Consider the following 19,646-nt stretch of genomic DNA (forward strand, 5'->3'; position numbering starts at 1 on the left):
TTACTTGGCCATCTACTTTGAATGGGTCACTGGTGCCAGCTCAACAGACCACTTCGTTGCAAAGTCAAAGGATGCTGCACAAGCCTACGAATGGGGCAACTACCGACTGTCGTGCTTGGGGCCGAACCGGAACAAGAACAAGTATGAGGATGTGCTTGATCCCATCGGGCTGGTGCCAAATACGTTCGAACTCGTCTTGACCACTGGTCAAATTCGTCCAGGTCGCGCACTGACCGACAAGGCAGATATCGCAGCGGCTCGCAAATCCATTACCAGGCTGAAATTGGATAGCACATACCATCGCGAGATGCGAATGACGCACTACGCGCGGTACCTGAGAAACAAGGACGTGCAAACGTTGAGGGAGCTTTCTCCATTCGTTTGGTATGAAGCTGATCGTCAGGGGTTGCTGTGAAAGCTTGTCAAGCATTCATCGGGGTGGTGCTGCCGACCAATAACTGAGCCAGGTGTTGCCGCCGACAAGCGGAAGGAGTTGGTATCGGTAAATGCCCGTCGCCAGTAACTGGCGTCGGGCAGTAGGCGGGGCCGCGCTCAATCCTCGAGGCTCACCCCCAAGGCAGCCAGCTTCTTGGCATACGAGTCCCTGCGTTTGGCTGCCTTTGCTGCTGCTTCTGTGGCCGCTTGGATGGCCTTGGGACCCTTTTGCGCAGCAGCTTTGATCAATCCGAACTTGTGCGCAGCATCTGCCTGCGCCCGCTTGAAAGTGGCGATGAGTTCGGTATGGGCAACGGGTGGATTCACAGGTACTCCCCTATCTGATAGCGCATTTTCTGGACTTTTTCGCACCCATCGCCGCGCAAGGCAGGATGACGGCATGGGGCTTCGAGTGATTGGCTTTAAAGCTTGACGTTGGTGCGCAGCAAGGCTGTTCTCAATTCTCGAGTAGCAGGTTTTGAAACGTCCACCTGTTGAACAGCCAGGTCGAACGGTGAGCCTGGCCTGATACTGGTTGGCAGTATCTTTTTGGTGGGATTCGCAGCGGGGTAGGTGCCCTGACCCGGACACATGCGAACGGAAAATCCGAACTCATCGAGTACGCCTTTTGCATACAACTCCGCCAATTGTTGAAACGTCACGAAGGTTGAGCGTTTCACTTCTTTGAGCCCTGGCTCACGAATATCACGAACGATCTCGAATTTGCCCTGCGTGTCTCGCTGCGTATCGGTAAACGGATGCAGCAAGAAGGTCTGACGAACCCCATTCTGTTTGGACACCCGTGTGTGTTCGACAGCGATATCAGTTAACAGCATTTTGTGTTCCTCCTTTTTTATGCCAGAGCTTGCCTCGCCGCAAAAGAAAAGGGGAGCCGTTGGGCTCCCCTTGACTGGCAACGAAGACAATCAGGCCAGCACAGTCTTCAGGTAGGCCGCAATGGCATCATCCTGGCAGTTGGCGAAGAAATACTCTTGGAACTTGTCGCCAGCGATGGCAGCCTTCAACAGGTCTTGGTCGATTTCTTTCAGGACGGTCAGCATGTCCTTGCAGGAAACGGCCTTCACTTGCGACAGGATGCCCCGGTTTTTTGCCATGATGGCTGCACGCTCTTTGGGGTAGCCCAGACCGCGTTCGCCTTCAAACAGTTTGCGATAGCAATCTTGCAGGTTCAGTTCGGCAGCCCAGCCAAAGCCTTTGGCGTAAGGCATAGAGATGGCATTGCCGTCGTTGATCTGGCCAAACAGGAATGCGTCCGTCGGGTCGATCACCAGACCACACTGCACGCCGGGCATGGCGTTACAGGCCAGCATGGCGCCCATACCGGTACCACAGCCAGTCACCACAAAATCAGCGGCCTTGGAGTTGAGCAAAATGGCGGCCAGCACGCCGTTCATCACGTAGGTGAGCTGCGCCTTGTCATCAGCCGCGTACATGCCATAGTTGAAAACGGTGTGTCCCATTGGCTCGACGACAGTCTTGAGTGCATTGAAGATGATGTCGTTCTTGGCGGCTTGGCTGTTTTCATTGATCAGGGCGATTTTCATTGTCATTGCTTTCATGCAGATTAAATAGCAGCCGATTTTACGCGGCCTCACCTTTTGCCAGATGAACAAAGACGTTGTTCTTTGCAAGCACCCGAGGGGTCGATGTGATTACCGAGCGTTTTCCGGTCGGACCGCCAAGGCCACAACCGCCACACCTGCAGCGACCACCAAGGCGTCTTCGATCAAACCGCTGCGGGTCTGCCCGATGCGGGCCATTTCGAGCTTACGGCCTGCCAGCGTCGCATAAGCACGTGGTACGGCGGTTGTAATAGCTACTGAGCTGCCAGTTTCCAGCGTTGTGTGCGACGGGACAAAAACTCAAATGCGCAGTCAGTGGTAATGGCAAGAAGACCCGTGAGCAGGGCGCCTTGAAGAACGTAGGGCGTATTAAAACCACTCAGACCAATGATGATCGGCGAACCCAGGTTTTGGGCACCCACAGTAGCGGCTATGGCAGCGGTGCCAATATTGATCGTGACCGAGGTGCGTATCCCCGCCAGAATCACTGGGGCGGCCAGCGGCACTTCGACAGATCGAAAGACCTGCCACTGGCTCAAGCCGAGGCCCCTGGCCGCATCCACCACAGCTTCCGGTGTGGAGTCCAGCCCCGCGATCACGGCTTGCAACATTGGCAACAGACCGTATAGAGCCAGTGCAATGTAGGCAGGCCGTTCGCCAAATCCGATCAGAGGCACGGCCAATGCCAGCACGGCCACCGGCGGGAAGGTTTGGCCCATGGCCACCAGCGACTCCACCGTGCTTTGGTATTCGCGCCCACCCGCGCGAGTGACCCATATGCCAGCAGCCAGCGCCAATACCAAGGCAGAACCGCTAGAAACCAGCACCAGCGCCACATGGGCGCCCAGCAGGTTGATGAAGGACTCTTGCCGGTACATGGGCCGTTCTTGCATGGCAAACAAGCGGTGAAATACCGGCTCCAACTCCGTCATGAACAGCGCAAGCAGGATGAGCAGCGTGACCAGAACGACCGTCGTTCTCAGGCTGTTGTCTGCTGCTGGCCGTTTTTTCATGCGGACTGATCCTTGGTTGGATCGGCATCTTTTCGGGGGAGCAATAAATCGGAAAAGTGCATTTCTCCGGCGTGACTGCCGTTGGTGTTGATCACTGGCAGGATCGGCGTGCCTTGCACGATGAAGGCAGAAAGTGCCTCTCTCAGACTGGCATCAACGGAAATCGCTTTGCCACCCGTTGGATGTCCTGGACGCAGATGTTCGCGAACAGACCCGAGCCCCAAACGCTTGATGCCCAGTTCGGCACGCCCCAGGAAGTCCACCACAAAATCACTGGCCGGGTGTGAGAACAAATCAAGTGGTGTGCCATCTTGAACGATTTGCCCGTCCTTCAATAACACCACGCGACTGGCAAGAAAGAGCGCTTCATCGATGTCATGGGTGACCATCACAATGGTTTTGCCTGCGAGCGCATGAATGCGCTTGAGTTCTCGCTGCATCACGATGCGGGTCACCGGGTCCAGTGCGCCAAAGGGCTCATCCATCAACAGAATCTCTGGGTCTGCAGCCAGGGCACGGGCGACACCTACACGCTGTTGTTGACCGCCCGACAGTTCATGCGGGTAGCGCTTGGCGAACTCGGCGGGTGGCAACTGCAGCAGCTCCAAAAGCTCATGAACCCGAGCTCTGATTTTGTCTTTGGGCCAGGCCAGCAAGCGCGGCACGGTAGCGATATTTTTTTCGACAGTCCAATGTGGGAACAAGCCCACCGACTGAATGGCATAACCCATGCGCCTGCGCAAATCTTCGGGTGTGAAATCACGGATCTCGCGGCCTGCGAAGCGGATGCGACCCCGGTCATGTTCCACCAAGCGGTTGATCATGCGCAAGGTGGTGGACTTGCCCGAGCCCGACGGCCCAATCAGGACCACAAACTCGCCTTGCCCAATCGACAAATTCAAATTGGCAACGGCAGGGTGTTCACCATAAGCCTTGCTGACATTGTCAAATTCAATCATGGCCTATGCTCGAACCCAAGGGCGGGAGAGGGCCGTCAGCATGGTGAAAACACCGTTGGCCAGCCAGGTCAACACCACGATGGGGATCAAGGCCAGCACCACCAGATCCAGCGCGCTGCTAAACAAGCCCTCAAACATCAAAGAACCGAGTCCGCCCGCACCAATCAGGGCGGCAACTGCGGTCAAGCCAATGGTTTGAATCAGCATCACTTTCAGACCCGACAGAATCACCGGAAACGCCAGCGGCAACTCCACCTGCCAGAACAATTGGCTGTTTGACAAGCCCATGGCTTTGCCGGATTCGGTCAAGGCCTGTGGCAGTTGGCTGAGTCCTTCGCTGGTGCTTCGTGTCAACGGCAGCAGCGAGTACAAGGTCAATGCGATCACAGCAGGTGCCAGACCTATTCCCTGTAAACCCCAGGCGGGCAGCAAGGGGAACAATTTCCCCAACCATGCCAGCACAGCGATCAACAAACCGAACAGGGCAATGGAAGGAATGGTCTGGACAAGGTTCAACAGGGGAAAGACTCGGCTGGCCCAAGCGGGATGCCGGTGAATGGCCACCCCCAGGGGCAAACCCATCACCAAGGTGAAAAAAGTGACGAGGGAGATGATATGAATGTGTTGCCCAAGTGCTCGCCAAAAATCGTCTTGGCGGTTGGCGAATTCTTTGAGTAGAGACAGGCTGTCAAGTGTGCCGCAGGCCAGCAGCCCCAACAACCCTGCAAGCACAGACAACCAGTAGAGGTAGCGTGCCCATGTTGTGGCCCGAACACGCCGCAAGGCATCGTTTGCGGCTAGCCACGCGATCAGTACCGTCAGCCAGTAGCCACTCGACAAAGCAATGCGGCCCAAACCGTCGGTCTGTGTGTTCGCTACGGCCGCAAATTGTCCCGACATGGCAGTCAAATACCATGAGCCAGAAGCAAGAGCCACCAATACAAATGCAGAAAAAAAACTCTGCCAAGACCTGTGGCAGAGTCCAACAATGGCGGCGACGAAGACCAAGCTCAGCGCCAGCAGGCTCTCTTTCCAGAGAGAGCCCGTTGATTCAGAAACTGTCCAAAGGCTCAGCCCTTGGCCGCTAAGCAAACGGTTTGGGGCTGCACTGACCAGCGGCAGGCCAGTCAGAACCAGCAAGGCAAGCAGCACCAAAATCACCAGGGAAGACGGTTTGGAGAAACGCGACATGGGTGCAGGCATTGGCCATGTTCAGCTCTTGAGAAGGCCTTTGGCTTTCAAGTAATCGGCAGCAACTTTCTTGGCATCCTGGCCTTCAAGCGCAATCTTCGCATTGAGGGACTGCAGTGTTGGGCCGTCCAAGGTTTTGAAAACAGGCGCCAATATGTCTTTTATTTTGGGGTTCTTTGCAAGGACGGACTCTCGAATGATGGGGGCCGGTGCGTAAACAGGTTGGATGCCCTTGGGGTCGTCAAGAATCACCAAGCCCAGAGCGGCAACGGGCCCATCTGTTCCATAGGCCATTGCCGCGTTCACGCCAGAGGTGTTTTCGGCGGCCGCCTTGATCGTCACGGACGTGTCCCCGCCAGCCAGGGTTAGCAACTGATCCTGACTGAGTTTGAAACCGTAGGCGGTCTGGAAAGCGGGGAGGGCGTCCGAGCGTTCAATGAATTCAGCCGATGCTGCAAGCTTGAACTTGCCGCCACTGGACAGCCAGCGGCCCAAGTCTGCCAGCGTCTTGAGCTTGTTGGTGTTGGCCACGTCTTTGCGGATCGCAATGGCCCAGGTGTTGTTGGCTGGTGCCGCAGCCAGCCAGGTAATCTTGTTCACCTCAGAGTCGAGTTTGTTGACCAGATCAAAACCAGCTTGGGCATTTCTCCAGGCAGGATTTTTCTCGTCCGAAAAAAAGAAGGCCCCATTGCCGGTGTATTCGGGATAGATGTCGATTTCCCCTGCGACGAGAGCACTGCGCACTATTTTTGTATTGCCCAGTCGTACCTTGTTTTCAGTCTTGATGCCGTGAGCTTCCAGTACCTGAACAATAATGTTGCCGAGTAAGGCACCCTCTGTGTCGATTTTGGAGCCGACGCGCACCGGTGCATCTTGTGCCCAGATAGACGTTGTGAGCAGCGCTGACGTCAACGAAACCAAGGTCAACGCCCGACGTGAAATTGAAGCTGTCATGTTGTGTCCTTGTTGAAGTGAAATACATCGGAATCGAACCAGGTCGTCGCAAACGGTAGCGAATCCACCAAGCGTAGCCGGGTATCCAAAAACCTCCGTTTTGATCCAAATAACCAGTACGGCCGGCGTGGCAATGGGTAGAGATCTGGTACCAAGGCAACTCCGGACGCGCGTGGTGTACCTCATGGTAGTTGTTATTGAGATAGAGCAGGCGCCAGGGATTTGCTCTTTTGCAACATGGGCGGGAGGTTGTGAAAAGCTACCGTCACTGGCTGCATGGAATCCCCCGTTCTGGCTCTACCTTGGCGCTGCAAAGATCCCTAAGCTTCGCGCCAAGTATTGTCCTGGAGCCCATCTTGTTGAACGTATTTCCGCCAGTCACCGAAGCCACTTTGGCCGCCTTTAGCCACGCCTGGAACCAGCATGATGTGGAGGCACTGATGTCTTTCATGACAGAGGACTGCGTGTTTGAAACCGCAGCAGGGCCAGAGGCTTTTGGCAGCCGCCATGTCGGCAGCGAAGCGGTGCGCCGTGCCTTTGCCGCCGCCTGGCAGGCCGTGCCCGATGCGCAGTGGCTGAACGGCCAACACTTTGTGCAGGGTGACTTTGGTGTTTCGCAATGGACCTTTGTCGGCACGGGGCTTGACGGCAGCCGTATCGAAACCGACGGTGTCGACGTTTTTGCATTCAAGGACGGCAAGATCCAGAGCAAGAAGGCCTTTCGCAAGGCACGCCCTAGTAGTCCCGCAAAGGCCTGAGCCATGACCACAAGCGCCAGCCAAGCCTACAACCCGCACTACGACCCACTGGTTGCCAAAGACCCCGGCACCGGCAGCCACTATGCGCCCACCTATTGGGTGGCCAGCGCGGGGGCGCCGCCGGACGATGATGGCCCCCTGGTGGGCGACACCGTGGCCGATGTGGTGGTCATCGGCGCCGGTTCCACCGGCATGTCAACCGCGCTGTATCTGGCACAGGAGCACGGTATCCAGGCGGTGGTGTTGGAGGCCAATCTGTCTGCCTGGGGCTGCTCTAGCCGCAGCGGCGGCCAGGGGCAAAACGCCAGTGGGCGGCTCACTCGCTCGCAGTGGATCGAGCGCTGGGGCCTGGATGTAGCCAAGAAAATGGACACCGAAATCCGCACCGGGTTCGAGAACTTTAAGGCGCTGACCAGCGGTATTGACTGTGATGCGATTGACGGCGGGCACCTGTACCTGGCCCATCGCGCCAAAAAGCTGGACTACCTGCGAAACGAAACCCGTGTGCGGCGCGAGATATTTGGTTATGACACCCAGCTGCTCAGTGCCGACGAAGTGCGCCGCAACTATTGTGATGAACGCGAACAGCTGGGCGCGATGAAAGAACCAGAAGGGGTGGGCATTCACCCGCTCAAGTTCACCTTCGGCCTGATCCGCAAGGCACGCGCCCTGGGTGTCAAGCTGCATCCGGCCAGCCCGGTGCAAGGCTGGGAGACCGGCGCCGATGGCATCCATACCTTGCGCACGCCTACTGGCAGCGTGCGTGCCAAGCGCGTGGCGGTTTGTACCGGCGGCTACACCGGCCAGGCCTTGAGCCCGCACACCCGCGACAAGATCCTGCCCATCCTGTCCAACTCGATGGTGACCCGGCCACTCACCAGTGCCGAGCTGGCAGCCACGAATTTTTGCTCGCACACGTTTCTGACCGACACCCGCACCCTTCGGTTTTATTACCGACTGCTGAAAGACAATCGCCTGCAGATCGGCAGCCGCAGCGCCATCAGTGGTGCCGACGCGCAAGATCCGGTCCACCTCAAGCTGCTGACCGACGCCATTGCGCGCAAGTTTCCGCCGCTTGCGGGCATACAGATTGACTACTCGTGGTGGGGTTGGGTCGATGTCAGCCATGACCTGATGCCCCGCATTGCCCGCCCAGACCCACAGCAAACGGTGTGGTATGCCGTGGGTTATGGTGGCAACGGCGTGTCTTTTTCCACCTGGGCTGGCAAGCGCCTGGCCGAGCGTGTGGCGGGCAAAGACGCGGGGCAGGCGGTGTTTTCACTGCCCATCTACAACTCGCCGCTGGAGTACCCCAATCTGTTCAACGCGGTGCGTTCACAGGCTTTTGCCCCGTTTCGTCGCTTTGGCCAGTACTTCTTGTACAAGTGGTATTGGCTGCGGGACGAGAAGCTGTAGATCAGGCTGATTCACCACCACGCTTGAGGCGTCGATGCCATGGCCCGGCGTGGTGAACGGCGCTGAGGTTAAGGTCCAAATATGGCCTTAGCCCTTATTCTGATTGGGTAATGTGCTCTTGTTTTTGGTGCTTTTGGCGTTGGCTGCTCAAGCTTTGGCGAGAAGTGACACAAAGCGTCCACCCATCTGGTTCACCACCAGCCCCAGAAATACCGCCGCTGTGCCCAGCAATTGCAGCTGACTGAGTTGTTCACCAAAAGCCAAGTAAGCGGCCAGCAGGCCGACCACCGGCACCAGCAGCGAGAACGGTGCCACCCGGCCTGCTGGAAAACGTTTGAGCAAGCCGGTCCACAGCGTGTACGCGAGCAAGGTGGCCAGCAGCGCCAGAAAGGCCACCGCCAGACACTGGCGCAGCGTGAGGTGCAACAGGGTCTGCAGCGTGGGCTGGACACCATCCAGGGCAAAGGCCAGGCCCAGAAACGGGAGGATGGGCACCAGACTGCTCCAGACGATGAAGGCGAACGGGTCATAGGCGGGTGATACTCGGCCCATGAAGCGCACCACCAGATTGGAGGTGGCCCACATCAGCGCTGCGCCCAGCGTGAAAAAGAAGCCAATCAGCGTCATCTGCCCAGGCTGGCTGCCGTGCACGGTGGCTAACAGTACCAGACCCATGGCCGCCAGCAAAAGGCCCAGCCACTGGTAAGCGCGGGCGCGTTCACCCAGACAGGGCACGGCAAGCAGCAGGGTAAAAAAAGCCTGTGCCTGCATCACCACCGAGGCCATGCCCGCCGTCATGCCCAATGAGATGCCGGTGAACAGCAGACCAAACTGGCCCACGCCTTGTACCAGTCCGTACAGCACAACAAAGCGCCAGGGCACCTTGGGACGGCGCACCCACACCAAAAAAGGCAAGGACGCAGCGGCAAAGCGCAGTGCGCCCAGCAGCATCGGGCCCAGACCGGGCAGCCCGACCTTCATGACCACAAAGTTGAGACCCCAGATCACCACCACGGCCAAGGCCGTCAGGTAGTCCAGTCGTGAGAAGGCGTGGTTATCGGACATCAGGCAGTGGGACAGTACAGGACCTGAAGGTGTAAGAAGGCATGTGTGGGTCTCGAAGTGGCGCCATCGTGGGCATCTGACGAGCTTATTGAAACCACCCGGCCCGACCAAGAGCCAGATGTTGCCTACCTGCCATGCCAGCGGGCAGTTCGTACCGCACCCGTGCACCGCAATGAGAGCGCACGTGGCACCTTGATCGTGCTTGTGGTGCGATAGTTGCTTGGTTCTCGACGTCATGACACGCACTCACCGCACCCCAAAAGAACCCATGTCTGCTGAACCGCCCGACACCAGCACACCACAATGGGAACAGTTGTTCCGTCTGCCTGACCGGGCTGGCGGTATGTCGCTGCAGGCCAGTTTGCGCGGCTGCATCGTGCAGGCCATTCTGACCGGGCGGCTCACGCCGGGCACGGCCTTGCCCTCGTCGCGCGTGCTCTCGCAGTTGTTGGCGCTGAGTCGCAACACCGTGACGGCGGCCTACCAGCAGTTGATGGATGACGGTTATCTGGAGTCGCGCCTGCGCAGCGGCGTCTTCGTGGCCTTGAACGCACGGCCACTGATGGTTGACTTGGCTGCGGCCAGCAATGACCCGTTTCGCGGACCTCAGGAACGCGTCGAACTGGCGCCCGACTGGAGCGCGCGCGTGGTACGTTCGCGGGGACACGAGCGCAGTCTGAGCAAACCTGCGCGCTGGCAGGACTACCCCTATCCGTTTGTCTATGGGGCCAGTGATGACAAGAGCTTTCCCATAGAGGGCTTTCGCGAGTGCTGTGCGCTCACCACCAGTCGTGCCCAGTTGCCAGAGTGGACGCATGACCTGGAGTCTGCCGACGTGGCGCATCTGGTTGCACAAATCCGCCAGCGTTTGCTGCCTGCGCGGGGTGTGTTCGCTTTGCCAGAAGAAATCCTCATCACCAGCGGTTCACAACATGCCTACAGCTTGCTGGCCGAAGCCCTGTTTGACACACAGACCCGTGTTGGCCTGGAGGAGCCCGGTCACCCGCATGCGCGCAACAGCATGGCGACACGCGCCCCACGCTTTTTGGGCATTGAGGTGGATGAGCAAGGCCTGGTCGTCGAAGGGCTACCAGAGCTTGACTATGTGTTTGTCACGCCATCACACCAAAGCCCCAGCACCCATGTGATGAGTCTGGAACGTCGTCAATGGCTGTTGCGCAAGGCCGAGTTGCAGAACTTTGTCATCATCGAAGATGACTACGAGGCCGAGAATCTGTATGAAGGCACACCCATGCCAGCGCTCAAAAGCCTGGACCAGACGGGGCGCGTGGTGTATGTCGGCTCCATCTCCAAAAGCCTGTCGTCTGCACTGCGTCTGGGGTTCATCGTGGCGTCCAAAGAGTTGATTGGAGCCCTGCGCCAAACCCGTCACGCCATGTTGCGCCACCCCAGCGCTTTTCTGCAGCACACCTATGCCATGTACCTGTCGCTCGGTCACCATGAAACCCACGCCCGGCGGGTGAATGCCGAGATGCTGCAACGCCTGGTTCGTGTGGGTGAGGCCTTGCAGCAGCACCTGCCAGCGTTTCGGTTTCAGCTGCCGCATGGTGGCGCCTCACTCTGGGTGGAGGCGCCATCACATATCGACTCGACGGCGTTGGCCCAGGTGGCCCAACAGTTTGGTGTGCTGATTGAGCCGGGTGAGGTGTTTTTTATGCAGCCGCCCAAACCCTGCGCGTTTTTCAGGTTACGCATCTCGTCGATTGGCCTGGGCCAGATTGATGCAGGCATTGCCGCTCTGGCCCGCGCTGTCAAAACGCTGGAGACGCGCCAGCCTTCTTGCGGCTGATGCTGTCGGCCAGCACACACAGAATTTCAAATGCCATGGTGGCTGCCACCAAAGCGGTGTTGCCACTGGGATCAAACGGGGGCGAGACTTCCACCACGTCACCCCCAATCAGGTTCAGACCCTGCAGGCCGCGCACCAGGCGCTGTGCTTCCAGCGTGGTCAGGCCGCCAATTTCAGGGGTGCCGGTACCTGGGGCGTAGACCGGGTCGAGTGCGTCCACGTCAAAACTGACGTAGGTCTCGCCATCACCAACCACGCGACGGGCTTCGGCGATCACGGCCTCGATGCCCATTTGGTGGAATTCTTCGATGTCGATGACACGTATGCTTTGCTCCTGGCCCCAGGTGTCTTCGGCATCGTTGTAGAGGGCGCCACGTATGCCGATCTGAACCGTGCGTTTGGGGTCCAACACACCTTCTTCGATGGCGCGCCTGAACGGTGTGCCATGTGTGTATTTGAAACCACCGAAATAGCCGTCCCAAGTGTCCGTATGGGCGTCAAAGTGCACCATGCCGACCGGGCCGTTCTTGGCCAGCGTGCGCAAAATCGGCAGGCTCACCAGATGGTCGCCGCCAATCGACAGTGGCGCAATACCGGCGGCCTGCAGTTTGTTGAAAAAACCTTCAATGCGCGCCAGTGAATCCATCAGGTCCACCGGGTTGACAGGTGTGTCGCCCAAGTCAGCGCAATTGCAAATCGAGAAAGGTTTGATGCCGCTGGCGCGGTTGACATTGCGCACCATGGTTGAGATGTCGCGCACCTGACGCGGCCCGTGGCGTGCGCCGGGTCGGTTGGTGGTGCCGCCATCCCAGGGCACACCTACCAGGCCGATGTCCACCTCCTGGAACATGGCGTCGTCCATCGCGACCAGGGGCAGGCGCATGAGTGTGGCGACGCCAGCAAAGCGTGGCATGACGGAGCCGGTGATGGGGTGAAATGGATTGGTTGACATATGTGATTCCTTGTGTGATTCGGTTTGTAACCTGTCATGAGCAGGTGGTATGAGGCCAGACTTTGCCAAGTGATGGTGCCAGTGGGTGCCAGCGCCTTCCTAATGCAGTGCAGTGCATGCTTTTGGGTGCACTTGGCTTGTGCGGCCCTAGGGTTTGAGCCGCGGGCTGGACACCATCAGGCTCAGAATTTCAAACAGCATTTGCGCACCGGCCTGGGCCGTGTTGGTGCTGCTGTCGTACTGGGGCGCTACCTCGACCACGTCGCCCCCACAGATCGCCAAACCTTTGAGTCCATGCAATATTTCCAGCGCTTCGCGGGTGGTCATGCCGCCGATTTCCGGTGTGCCGGTGCCCGGAGCAAAGGCCGGGTCCAGCCCATCAATGTCAAAGGTGATATAGACCGGTCCGTCCCCGACAACTTCGCGTGCCATGCGCACAATTTCGGCTGTGCCCAGGCGCGAGATGTCTTCGGCGTGCACCACAGTCATGCCTGAGTCTTTGGAGAATTCCCACAGGTATTCGGACGAGCCGCGGATGCCAATCTGAATGCAGCGCGTGGGGTCAAGCACCCCATCCAGCACCGCCAAACGGAACGGGCCACCATGGTGAAAGCGGGTTTGGTCAAACTCACCGCCAGTGTCGCAATGGGCGTCGAAATGGATCAGGCCCACGGGCTGTTGACGACCGATGGCCTTGAGGATGGGGTAGGTGATCGAGTGGTCACCACCCACCGAGAGGGGTATCACACCCTGGTCTACAACCTGCTGGTACCAGGCCTCGATGTCCTCAATACTCATGGGCAGGCTATAGCGGCTGCGAAACGGCACATCGCCCACATCGGCCACACGCAGGCTGTGCACCGGTGCGCAGTCAAGCACATGGTTGTAGGGGCCAATGCGCTCAATCGTTCGCAGGGCACGCGGGCCAAAGCGTGCACCGGGCCGATTGCTGGCGCCCAGGTCCATCGGCACACCCATCAGTGCTACCTGCAGATCACCAAAGTCGGGTTTGGTGCCATCCACGGCGCGTAGCGGTGCGGCCAATAGCGAAGGCACACCGGCATACGGTGCCGCACGGGTGCCGCCCTCCGAAAAAATGCTGGCGGCCACCTGGGCAAAACGCGGGTCGTGCATGTCTGCCGCCGTGCCGCTGTACTTGGCGCGCAGTGCGTCCAACTGTGCTTTGTTCAAGGCCATAGAAATCTCGCTTTGTTGGTTGTTTGGAGTAGGGCACCAGACGCAAGGATTGTTCCAGCGCAAGGCAATTCAACCCAATGGCTGGGTCTTGAAGTGGCTTGGCACGCAGTTTGCGTTGATGTAGGTCAATGATTTCAAAGAAACCTACTTCATGAAACTGGATTTGTTCAAGTCACTTTGGGGCTGGCAGGGTGACTGGAGTCACTGCGCCGAACAAGTTCGCCAGATGGGCGCAACGGGTGTAGAGGCGCGCATGCCGCTTAACGGCACAGAGGCACGCACCATGGCCCATAACCTCAAGCAGCAGGGGCTGCAATACATCGCCGTGGTGTTTACCGGGGGTGACGTGGTGCCCGATCAGGGGTGGAAGGCGCAGCAACATCTGGACCGCTTGCAATTGGCCCTGGATACGGCTGGGATCCTGCAGCCCAGGTTTTTGAATGTGCTGGCGGGCAACGACCGCTGGCCTTTGGCGCAGCAAGTAGATTTTTTTGGCCGGGCGCAGGTTTTGGCTGATGTCGCTGGTGTGGTTTGTAGCTTCGAGACACATCGGGGCAGCTCGCTCTACAGCCCGTGGGTCACGCTGGCCTTGATTGAGCAGCTGCCGCAACTGCGTTTTACCGCTGACATCAGCCACTGGGTGGTGGTTTGCGAGCGTTTGCTCAACGATGCTCAGGACGATTTGCAGCCCTTTATTGATCGGGTGCATCACACCCAGGCGCGTGTTGGCTACGACCAGGGGCCGCAGGTGCCCCATGTGCAAGCGCCTGAGTACGCCAAGGAGCTGGCCTTTCATCAACAGGTCTGGCAGGCGATCTGGGTGTCCCACCGCGCTCGCGGTTACCACGGCAGCACCTTAACGCCCGAATTCGGCCCGGATGGGTATACCCATTTGCTGCCGTTTACCAGGATGCCAGTTGCCGACCTGTGGGACTTGAACCTGGGCATGGCCCAGACCCAGCGCAGGCATTTTGATGCTTGGATCGACACACTTCAGGAGTCTGCATGAGTACAGCTGTTTCCCCCGTGCGTGGAGATTTTTCGAGCCTGCCCTTGGTCAATGTGCGGGGATTGTTCAGCGCTGATGTGGACGAACGCCAGGCAGTGGCCCGTGCCATTGGAGAGGCGGCACGCACCGTTGGCTTTTTCTACATCACGGGGCACGGTATAGCGGCCCAGGAGATTGCAGCGTTGCGGACCGCCGCCGCCGATTTTTATGCCAGAGACCTGGACTGGAAGATGCGTTATTACATCGGTCTTGGTCGTGGCCACAAAGGTTTTGTCCCGGAGGGGGAAGAGGTCTACAGCGCGGGCAAGCCGGACCACAAAGAGGCTTACGACATTGGCTTTGAGGCGGCAGATGACCACCCCATGGTGTTGGCAGGGCTGCCACTGATTGGCGGCAACAAATGGCCCGAGCTGCCTGGTTTCAAGACGGCGGTGCAAACCTATTACGCCGCAGTGTTTGATCTGGGTCTGCATCTGTTGCGCGCTTTTGCCTTGGCACTGGGGCAAGAAGAAAACGCTTTTGATGCCTATGTGACCTGCCCGCCCAGCAAGCTGCGCCTGATTCACTACCCGGTGGACAGCAGCGCCGAAGACACGCCCGGTATCGGTGCACATACCGACTACGAATGTTTTACCTTGCTTCTGGCTGATCAACCCGGACTGGAGGTGCTCAACAACCGTGGCCAGTGGATTGATGCGCCCCCTTTGACGATCGATGGTGAAGAAGCTTATGTGATCAACGTGGGTGACATGTTGGAGGTGATGACCGCTGGCGCCTTTGTTGCCACCTCACATCGGGTACGCAAGGTCAAGCACGAGCGCTACTCCTTCCCGCTGTTTTTTGCCTGTGATTACGGCACGCGGATACGCCCGCTGCCGCAGTTTGCACGTGCCGACGCCTCACCCTTGTATGAGGAGCTGAGCATTGGCGAGCACATGTGGAGCATGGCGATGCAGACCTACCGTTATCTGGGTGAGAAGCGCCGCTTGGGTGAGCTGCAATTGCCTGACGGCGCACGCCAGCCGTCCAGCTTTGGCAACTTTCTCAAGGAGGGCGCCAACACCGATCACCCGACCCAGACTGTTTGATGGACTCCGAACCCCGTATCGATGCGAGGCCAGACCGACCAACCCGATTTCTTCAACGCGCTTCTCTTTCTCAACCCTTAGGAGTTTTCACCATGTTCAAGCTTTCCACCACGGCACGTCGCATTGGCTTGTCCCTGTCTTTTGGCACCTTGCTGCTGGGCGCCGCCCTGCATGTACAGGCCCAAGTTGCGGTGCCCGGCACCATCAAGGTTGCCCTGGAGGCCTCCTACCCTCCCTTCGAGTCGTATGAGGGTGACAAGATCGTCGGCTTCGACCCGGAATTAACGGTGCTGCTGTCGCGTGAGATGAAACTCAAGCCTGTCATCACCGACACCAAATTCGCCAGTCTGGTGCTGGGCCTGGGCAGTGGTCAGCATGATGCTGTGATCTCTGGCCTGTACATCACCGCCGAGCGCCTGGCCATTGCCGACGCCGTGCCTTACGCTGGCATGGGCGCCCTGATCATGGCCAGCAAAGATGGGGTGCAGCCCAAGACCGAGAACGATCTGTGTGGTGTCAAGGTCGGTCTGCAGTCGGGCACCAGCTGGGTGAAAAAACTCCAGACCCTGTCCACCGACTACTGCGTCCCCAACGGCAAGCCACCAGTCACGGTGGCCGAGTTCCCGACCGCGCCTGAAGTGTCCCAGGCCTTGATGTCCAAAAACGTGCAGGCCCAGATTGAAGTGGCCGCTGCAGCCAAGGCTTTTGCCGCCAAGAGCAATGGCCGCATTGTGGTCAGCTCGCCTGCCACGGTGTACCCGCAAATTCTGGGGATCTATGTGAAAAAGGGCAACACCGCACTGCTGAAGGAGTTCGAGAAAGCCATGCTTGCGATCCACAAGACCGGTGAATACGACGCCCTGATCAAGAAGTACGACTTGACGCCTGTCGCCGCCAAGTAATTTGCCCGCCGCATACCGAGGATTTCCATGGAACTGAACTGGACTTATTTTTTCTCGCTCTTTTCAATGGCGATGTTCTGGCGTGCGGTGGTCACCGTGGTGGAGTTGGGCACCCTGTCCTGGCTGATAGGCCTGGGGCTGGGTTTTGGTGTGGCCAGCGCCGAGTTGTCCAGTTTGACCGTTCTGCGCTACGTGGCCAAGGTCTACGTTTGGTTTTTTCGCAGCGTGCCTCTGCTGGTGTTGTTGGTCTTTGTGTTCAACATGCCGCAGATATTTCCATCAGCCGGACCGTTGCTGGCCATTCCTTTCATCTCGGGCCTGATCTCTTTGGTGTTGACGGAAACCGCCTACATGGCCGAGATCCACCGCGGCGGCCTGATATCGGTGTCCAAGGGGCAGCGCGAAGCCGGTCGAGCCTTGGGGCTGGGATTTCTGGGTATTCAGGCGCGCATTGTGGTGCCGCAAGCCTTTCGTATTTCCCTGCCGACGCTGGTCAACGAATATGTCACCGTGATCAAGCTGACCTCACTGGTCTCGGTGATTTCTCTGCCCGAGCTGCTGATGACCGGGCAACGCCTCTACAGCCAGAATTTTCTGGTGATGGAAACCTTGCTTGCTGTGGCGGTGTATTACGTGTTGATCGTTTCGGTGTTTGGTGCCGCCTTCCACTGGCTGGAGCGTCGGCTGGATCTGCAGCGTCGCCAACCAAGCACGCTGGATGACAGCCGGTGTGCACAGTTGCGTGCCAGTCTGGCGACGCCAGCCCTTGTTCATGCGTCTGGCCCCGAGCCCGGTGCCCCATTGGCACTGGAGATGTGCAATATCACCAAGCGTTATGGTGAGCACACGGTGCTTGATGACATCCATTTGAGAGTGGCCGCAGGTGACGTGATTTGCCTGATTGGGCCTTCAGGTTCGGGGAAAACGTCCTTGATTCGCACCATCAATGCACTCGAACCTATCCAAACTGGCGAGATCATCCTGTTTGGGGAAAGTTACCTGAAGGCGGGCGACAACCCGCATGACCGCAGTGTGCGCGCTGGCGTACGGCGCATTGGCATGGTGTTCCAGAACTTCAATTTGTTTCCCCATCTCACGGTACTGGACAACATCCTGATGGCACCACACTACCACCGTGCAGCAGACCCAGCCCAGATGCGCGATGTGGCACTGGGCCTGCTGGACAAGGTCGGCTTGTTGGCCCATGCCTACAAGTACCCGCACCAGCTCTCGGGTGGCCAGCAGCAGCGTGTGGCGATTGCCAGAGCCTTGGCCTTGCAGCCCGACATCATGTTATTTGATGAACCCACCTCGGCGCTGGACCCGGAACTGGTGGGCGATGTGCTCAAGGTGATCCAGAGCCTGGCCAAGGAGGGGATGACCATGCTGATCGTGACACATGAAATGGAATTTGCGCTCAATATTTCAGACCGCGTGGTGTTCATGGAAGGGGGGCATTTGAAACTGGACGTATCGCCTGAGGTGTTGCGCAGCCAACCCAATCCAAATGAAATATTGCAACGCGTGCGCAAATTCATGGGTCTGTCCAGCGCCGCAGACAGTACCGGAGGCCAAGCATGAACACGACCATCGGTGCCGCAGACGAGACCCGGCTGCGCCAAGACCTGGCGGCAGCCTATCGACTGGCTGCGCGCTTTGGCTGGGACGACACGCTCTACACCCACTTCTCGGTGCGTTTGCCTTCCCGCGACGGTCACGAGCGGTTTTTGCTCAACCCCTTCGGCCTGATGTTTGACGAGGTGCGGGCCAGTGACCTGATTGTGGTGGACATGCAGGGCCACATCGTGCAGGGTGATGCCAAACTCAACCCGGCTGGCTTCACCATCCACAGTGCAGTGCACATGGCGCGAGAAGACGCACATTGCGTGATCCACACCCACACTCTGGCCGGTATGGCGGTGGCGGCTTGTGAGCGTGGCCTGTTGCAGTTGAATCAGATCTCTGCCGAGTTTTATGAAGGTGTTGGTTACCACGCTTATGAAGGTGTTGCCACCAACCTGGAGGAGCGCCGCCGCATCCAGGCGGCCTTGGGCGACAAGGCTGCCTTGATCTTGCGCCACCACGGTTTACTCAGTGTGGGGCCCGCGGTCGCTGATGCGTTCTATGTGATGTATTACCTGAACCGTGCCTGCGAAATCCAGTTGGCATGTGCGCAGTTGGCCGCTTTACACAGCAGCGCCGGTGCGGTGACCGAAATCCCGCCCGCAGTGAGTGAGCATGTGCGCCAGCAGTTGCTGCGTGCGCAGCACGAGCGCCCGCTGATCTGGGCTGCCTGGCTGCGCCAGTTGGACCGCAGCGACGCCAGCTACAAGAACTAAGGCGAACACACTGATGCCGACCCTGCTGGTTTGCAGCGCCACCGACAACTTGCGGGTTCTCGCCGATAAGATGGCTGACGAAGCTCGCTTGCGCATGCCGGACCTGAAAGTGATCCTGTGGCCCGAGCCCTTTGACCCCACTGATGTGTTGGCGGTAGCCGCCTGGCATCCCCCAGAGGGTTTGTTCGGCCATCTGCCCAATCTGAGACTGGTGGCGTCCATTGGTGCCGGTGTTGAGCACATCCTGCGTTGCCCGGATCTGCCCGCCAGCGTGCCCATCACGCGTATCGTGGACGAAGAGCAAGCCAGTGGCATGGCTCAGTACATGTTGTGGGCCGCCCTGCATTTCCACCGTGGATTTGACCAGATGGCCGCGCAGCAGCACCAAAGTCTGTGGCGTATGCCGCCCCAAACACCAGCCTGTGACTTCACGGTGGGCATCATGGGACTCGGTCGCATGGGTCTGCAGGTTGCAACCTGCTTGCACGGTGCGGGTTTTGCGGTGTCTGCCTGGTCTCGTCGTACCCACACCGTGCCAGGCATCTCCACTTGTGCGGGGGAAGCTGCGCTGGCAGGCTTTCTGTCAAGGCTGGACCTGGTGATTTGCCTGTTGCCGCTCACAGCGCAAACGCGGGGCCTGTGCAGCGCGGATTTTTTCGCCCGCATGAAGCCTGGTGCTGCTTTTGTGAATGCCGGGCGAGGTGAACATGTGGTGATGGCTGACCTGCTGGCAGCGCTTGATAGCGGCCAGTTACGTGGCGCCTTGCTGGATGTGTTCGACACCGAACCCTTGTCTGCCACGGACCCCTTGTGGGCCCATCCAGGACTCATCATCACCCCTCACATGGCTTCCTCTGCCTCTGATCGAACGATCGTCCGGCAGGTGCTTGACAACACCTGCAAGGTCGGCCTAGGCCATGTGCCAGAGCATGTGATGGATCGAGACGCAGGTTATTGAGTCTGTTGGTACCTGAT

General features: G+C 58.6%; 21 protein-coding genes. 11 read left to right on the top strand and 10 right to left on the bottom strand.

What is annotated here, in order from left to right:
• Positions 1 to 4: 4 nt before the first annotated feature.
• Entirely contained in the window at positions 5 to 415 is a 411-nt protein-coding gene (locus FDG13_RS14710) for a hypothetical protein (RefSeq protein WP_218942739.1), read from the top strand.
• Between the two features lie 137 nt (positions 416 to 552).
• On the opposite strand, the gene FDG13_RS14715 is transcribed toward FDG13_RS14710, so the two are convergent.
• The 6 genes from FDG13_RS14715 to FDG13_RS14740 form a co-directional block, all read right to left on the bottom strand.
• Entirely contained in the window at positions 553 to 762 is a 210-nt protein-coding gene (locus FDG13_RS14715; RefSeq protein WP_180129153.1) for a hypothetical protein, read from the bottom strand.
• Positions 763 to 857: 95 nt separating this feature from the next.
• On the bottom strand, positions 858 to 1,271 hold the full coding sequence (locus FDG13_RS14720) for a hypothetical protein (RefSeq protein WP_180129154.1): 414 nt from the start codon (positions 1,269 to 1,271) through the stop codon (positions 858 to 860).
• A gap of 90 nt (positions 1,272 to 1,361) precedes the next feature.
• Positions 1,362 to 2,069 carry an RpiB/LacA/LacB family sugar-phosphate isomerase gene (locus tag FDG13_RS14725; RefSeq protein ID WP_304621516.1) on the bottom strand — a complete coding sequence of 236 codons (708 nt, stop codon included), beginning with the start codon at positions 2,067 to 2,069 and terminating at the stop codon, positions 1,362 to 1,364.
• Between the two features lie 203 nt (positions 2,070 to 2,272).
• Complete coding sequence (locus FDG13_RS14730) at positions 2,273 to 3,031, bottom strand: ABC transporter permease (protein WP_304621517.1); 759 nt, start codon at positions 3,029 to 3,031, stop codon at positions 2,273 to 2,275.
• Positions 3,028 to 3,990 carry an ABC transporter ATP-binding protein gene (locus FDG13_RS14735; RefSeq protein WP_180129155.1) on the bottom strand — a complete coding sequence of 321 codons (963 nt, stop codon included), beginning with the start codon at positions 3,988 to 3,990 and terminating at the stop codon, positions 3,028 to 3,030. Before FDG13_RS14735 ends, FDG13_RS14730 begins: the two co-directional genes overlap by 4 nt.
• A 3-nt stretch (positions 3,991 to 3,993) precedes the next feature.
• Positions 3,994 to 4,890, bottom strand: a complete 897-nt coding sequence (locus tag FDG13_RS14740; protein WP_180129156.1) for an ABC transporter permease — start codon at positions 4,888 to 4,890, stop codon at positions 3,994 to 3,996.
• Between FDG13_RS14740 and FDG13_RS14745 the strand changes: the two genes are divergently transcribed.
• A complete protein-coding gene (locus FDG13_RS14745; protein WP_180129157.1) occupies positions 4,889 to 5,236 on the top strand; it encodes a hypothetical protein in 348 nt (115 codons plus the stop codon). The genes FDG13_RS14740 and FDG13_RS14745 overlap by 2 nt on opposite strands.
• Here FDG13_RS14745 and FDG13_RS14750 read toward each other — a convergent pair.
• Entirely contained in the window at positions 5,203 to 6,135 is a 933-nt protein-coding gene (locus FDG13_RS14750) for an ABC transporter substrate-binding protein (RefSeq protein WP_180129158.1), read from the bottom strand. The genes FDG13_RS14745 and FDG13_RS14750 overlap by 34 nt on opposite strands.
• Before the next feature lie 356 nt (positions 6,136 to 6,491).
• On the opposite strand from FDG13_RS14750, the gene FDG13_RS14755 reads away from it, so the two are divergent.
• Entirely contained in the window at positions 6,492 to 6,893 is a 402-nt protein-coding gene (locus tag FDG13_RS14755) for a nuclear transport factor 2 family protein (protein WP_255435265.1), read from the top strand.
• Positions 6,894 to 6,896: 3 nt separating this feature from the next.
• The gene (locus FDG13_RS14760; protein WP_180129159.1) at positions 6,897 to 8,309 is read left to right on the top strand and encodes an FAD-binding oxidoreductase; all 1,413 of its coding nucleotides are present in this window, start codon (positions 6,897 to 6,899) and stop codon (positions 8,307 to 8,309) included.
• Between the two features lie 147 nt (positions 8,310 to 8,456).
• On the opposite strand, the gene FDG13_RS14765 is transcribed toward FDG13_RS14760, so the two are convergent.
• Positions 8,457 to 9,374, bottom strand: coding sequence for an EamA family transporter (locus tag FDG13_RS14765; protein WP_180129160.1), 918 nt, complete (start codon positions 9,372 to 9,374; stop codon positions 8,457 to 8,459).
• Between the two features lie 268 nt (positions 9,375 to 9,642).
• On the opposite strand from FDG13_RS14765, the gene FDG13_RS14770 reads away from it, so the two are divergent.
• The gene (locus FDG13_RS14770; RefSeq protein WP_180129161.1) at positions 9,643 to 11,184 is read left to right on the top strand and encodes a PLP-dependent aminotransferase family protein; all 1,542 of its coding nucleotides are present in this window, start codon (positions 9,643 to 9,645) and stop codon (positions 11,182 to 11,184) included.
• Here FDG13_RS14770 and speB (FDG13_RS14775) read toward each other — a convergent pair.
• Positions 11,147 to 12,136 (bottom strand): agmatinase, encoded by a 990-nt coding sequence (gene speB, locus FDG13_RS14775; RefSeq protein WP_180129162.1) that lies wholly within the window; start codon positions 12,134 to 12,136, stop codon positions 11,147 to 11,149. The two genes, FDG13_RS14770 and speB (FDG13_RS14775), sit on opposite strands and share 38 nt — an antisense overlap.
• Before the next feature lie 147 nt (positions 12,137 to 12,283).
• Positions 12,284 to 13,333 carry an agmatinase gene (speB, locus tag FDG13_RS14780; RefSeq protein WP_180129163.1) on the bottom strand — a complete coding sequence of 350 codons (1,050 nt, stop codon included), beginning with the start codon at positions 13,331 to 13,333 and terminating at the stop codon, positions 12,284 to 12,286.
• A 151-nt stretch (positions 13,334 to 13,484) separates the two neighbouring features.
• Here speB (FDG13_RS14780) and FDG13_RS14785 point away from each other — a divergent pair, with 151 nt between their 5' ends.
• From FDG13_RS14785 to FDG13_RS14810, 6 genes are all read left to right on the top strand, one after another.
• Positions 13,485 to 14,342: a sugar phosphate isomerase/epimerase gene (locus tag FDG13_RS14785; protein WP_180129164.1), complete on the top strand. Its 858-nt coding sequence runs from the start codon at positions 13,485 to 13,487 to the stop codon at positions 14,340 to 14,342.
• Positions 14,339 to 15,430: an isopenicillin N synthase family oxygenase gene (locus FDG13_RS14790; protein ID WP_180129165.1), complete on the top strand. Its 1,092-nt coding sequence runs from the start codon at positions 14,339 to 14,341 to the stop codon at positions 15,428 to 15,430. The genes FDG13_RS14785 and FDG13_RS14790 overlap by 4 nt, the downstream gene beginning before the upstream one ends.
• Before the next feature lie 92 nt (positions 15,431 to 15,522).
• Positions 15,523 to 16,332 carry a transporter substrate-binding domain-containing protein gene (locus FDG13_RS14795; protein WP_180129166.1) on the top strand — a complete coding sequence of 270 codons (810 nt, stop codon included), beginning with the start codon at positions 15,523 to 15,525 and terminating at the stop codon, positions 16,330 to 16,332.
• Between the two features lie 27 nt (positions 16,333 to 16,359).
• Positions 16,360 to 17,913 carry an amino acid ABC transporter permease/ATP-binding protein gene (locus tag FDG13_RS14800; protein ID WP_180129167.1) on the top strand — a complete coding sequence of 518 codons (1,554 nt, stop codon included), beginning with the start codon at positions 16,360 to 16,362 and terminating at the stop codon, positions 17,911 to 17,913.
• Positions 17,910 to 18,671 carry a class II aldolase/adducin family protein gene (locus FDG13_RS14805; protein WP_180129168.1) on the top strand — a complete coding sequence of 254 codons (762 nt, stop codon included), beginning with the start codon at positions 17,910 to 17,912 and terminating at the stop codon, positions 18,669 to 18,671. The genes FDG13_RS14800 and FDG13_RS14805 overlap by 4 nt, the downstream gene beginning before the upstream one ends.
• Positions 18,672 to 18,684: 13 nt before the next feature.
• Positions 18,685 to 19,629 (top strand): glyoxylate/hydroxypyruvate reductase A, encoded by a 945-nt coding sequence (locus FDG13_RS14810; RefSeq protein ID WP_180129169.1) that lies wholly within the window; start codon positions 18,685 to 18,687, stop codon positions 19,627 to 19,629.
• Positions 19,630 to 19,646: the final 17 nt, after the last annotated feature.

It is taken from the genome of Rhodoferax sp. BLA1, assembly GCF_013416775.1.
Taxonomy (GTDB): Bacteria; Pseudomonadota; Gammaproteobacteria; order Burkholderiales; family Burkholderiaceae_C; genus Rhodoferax.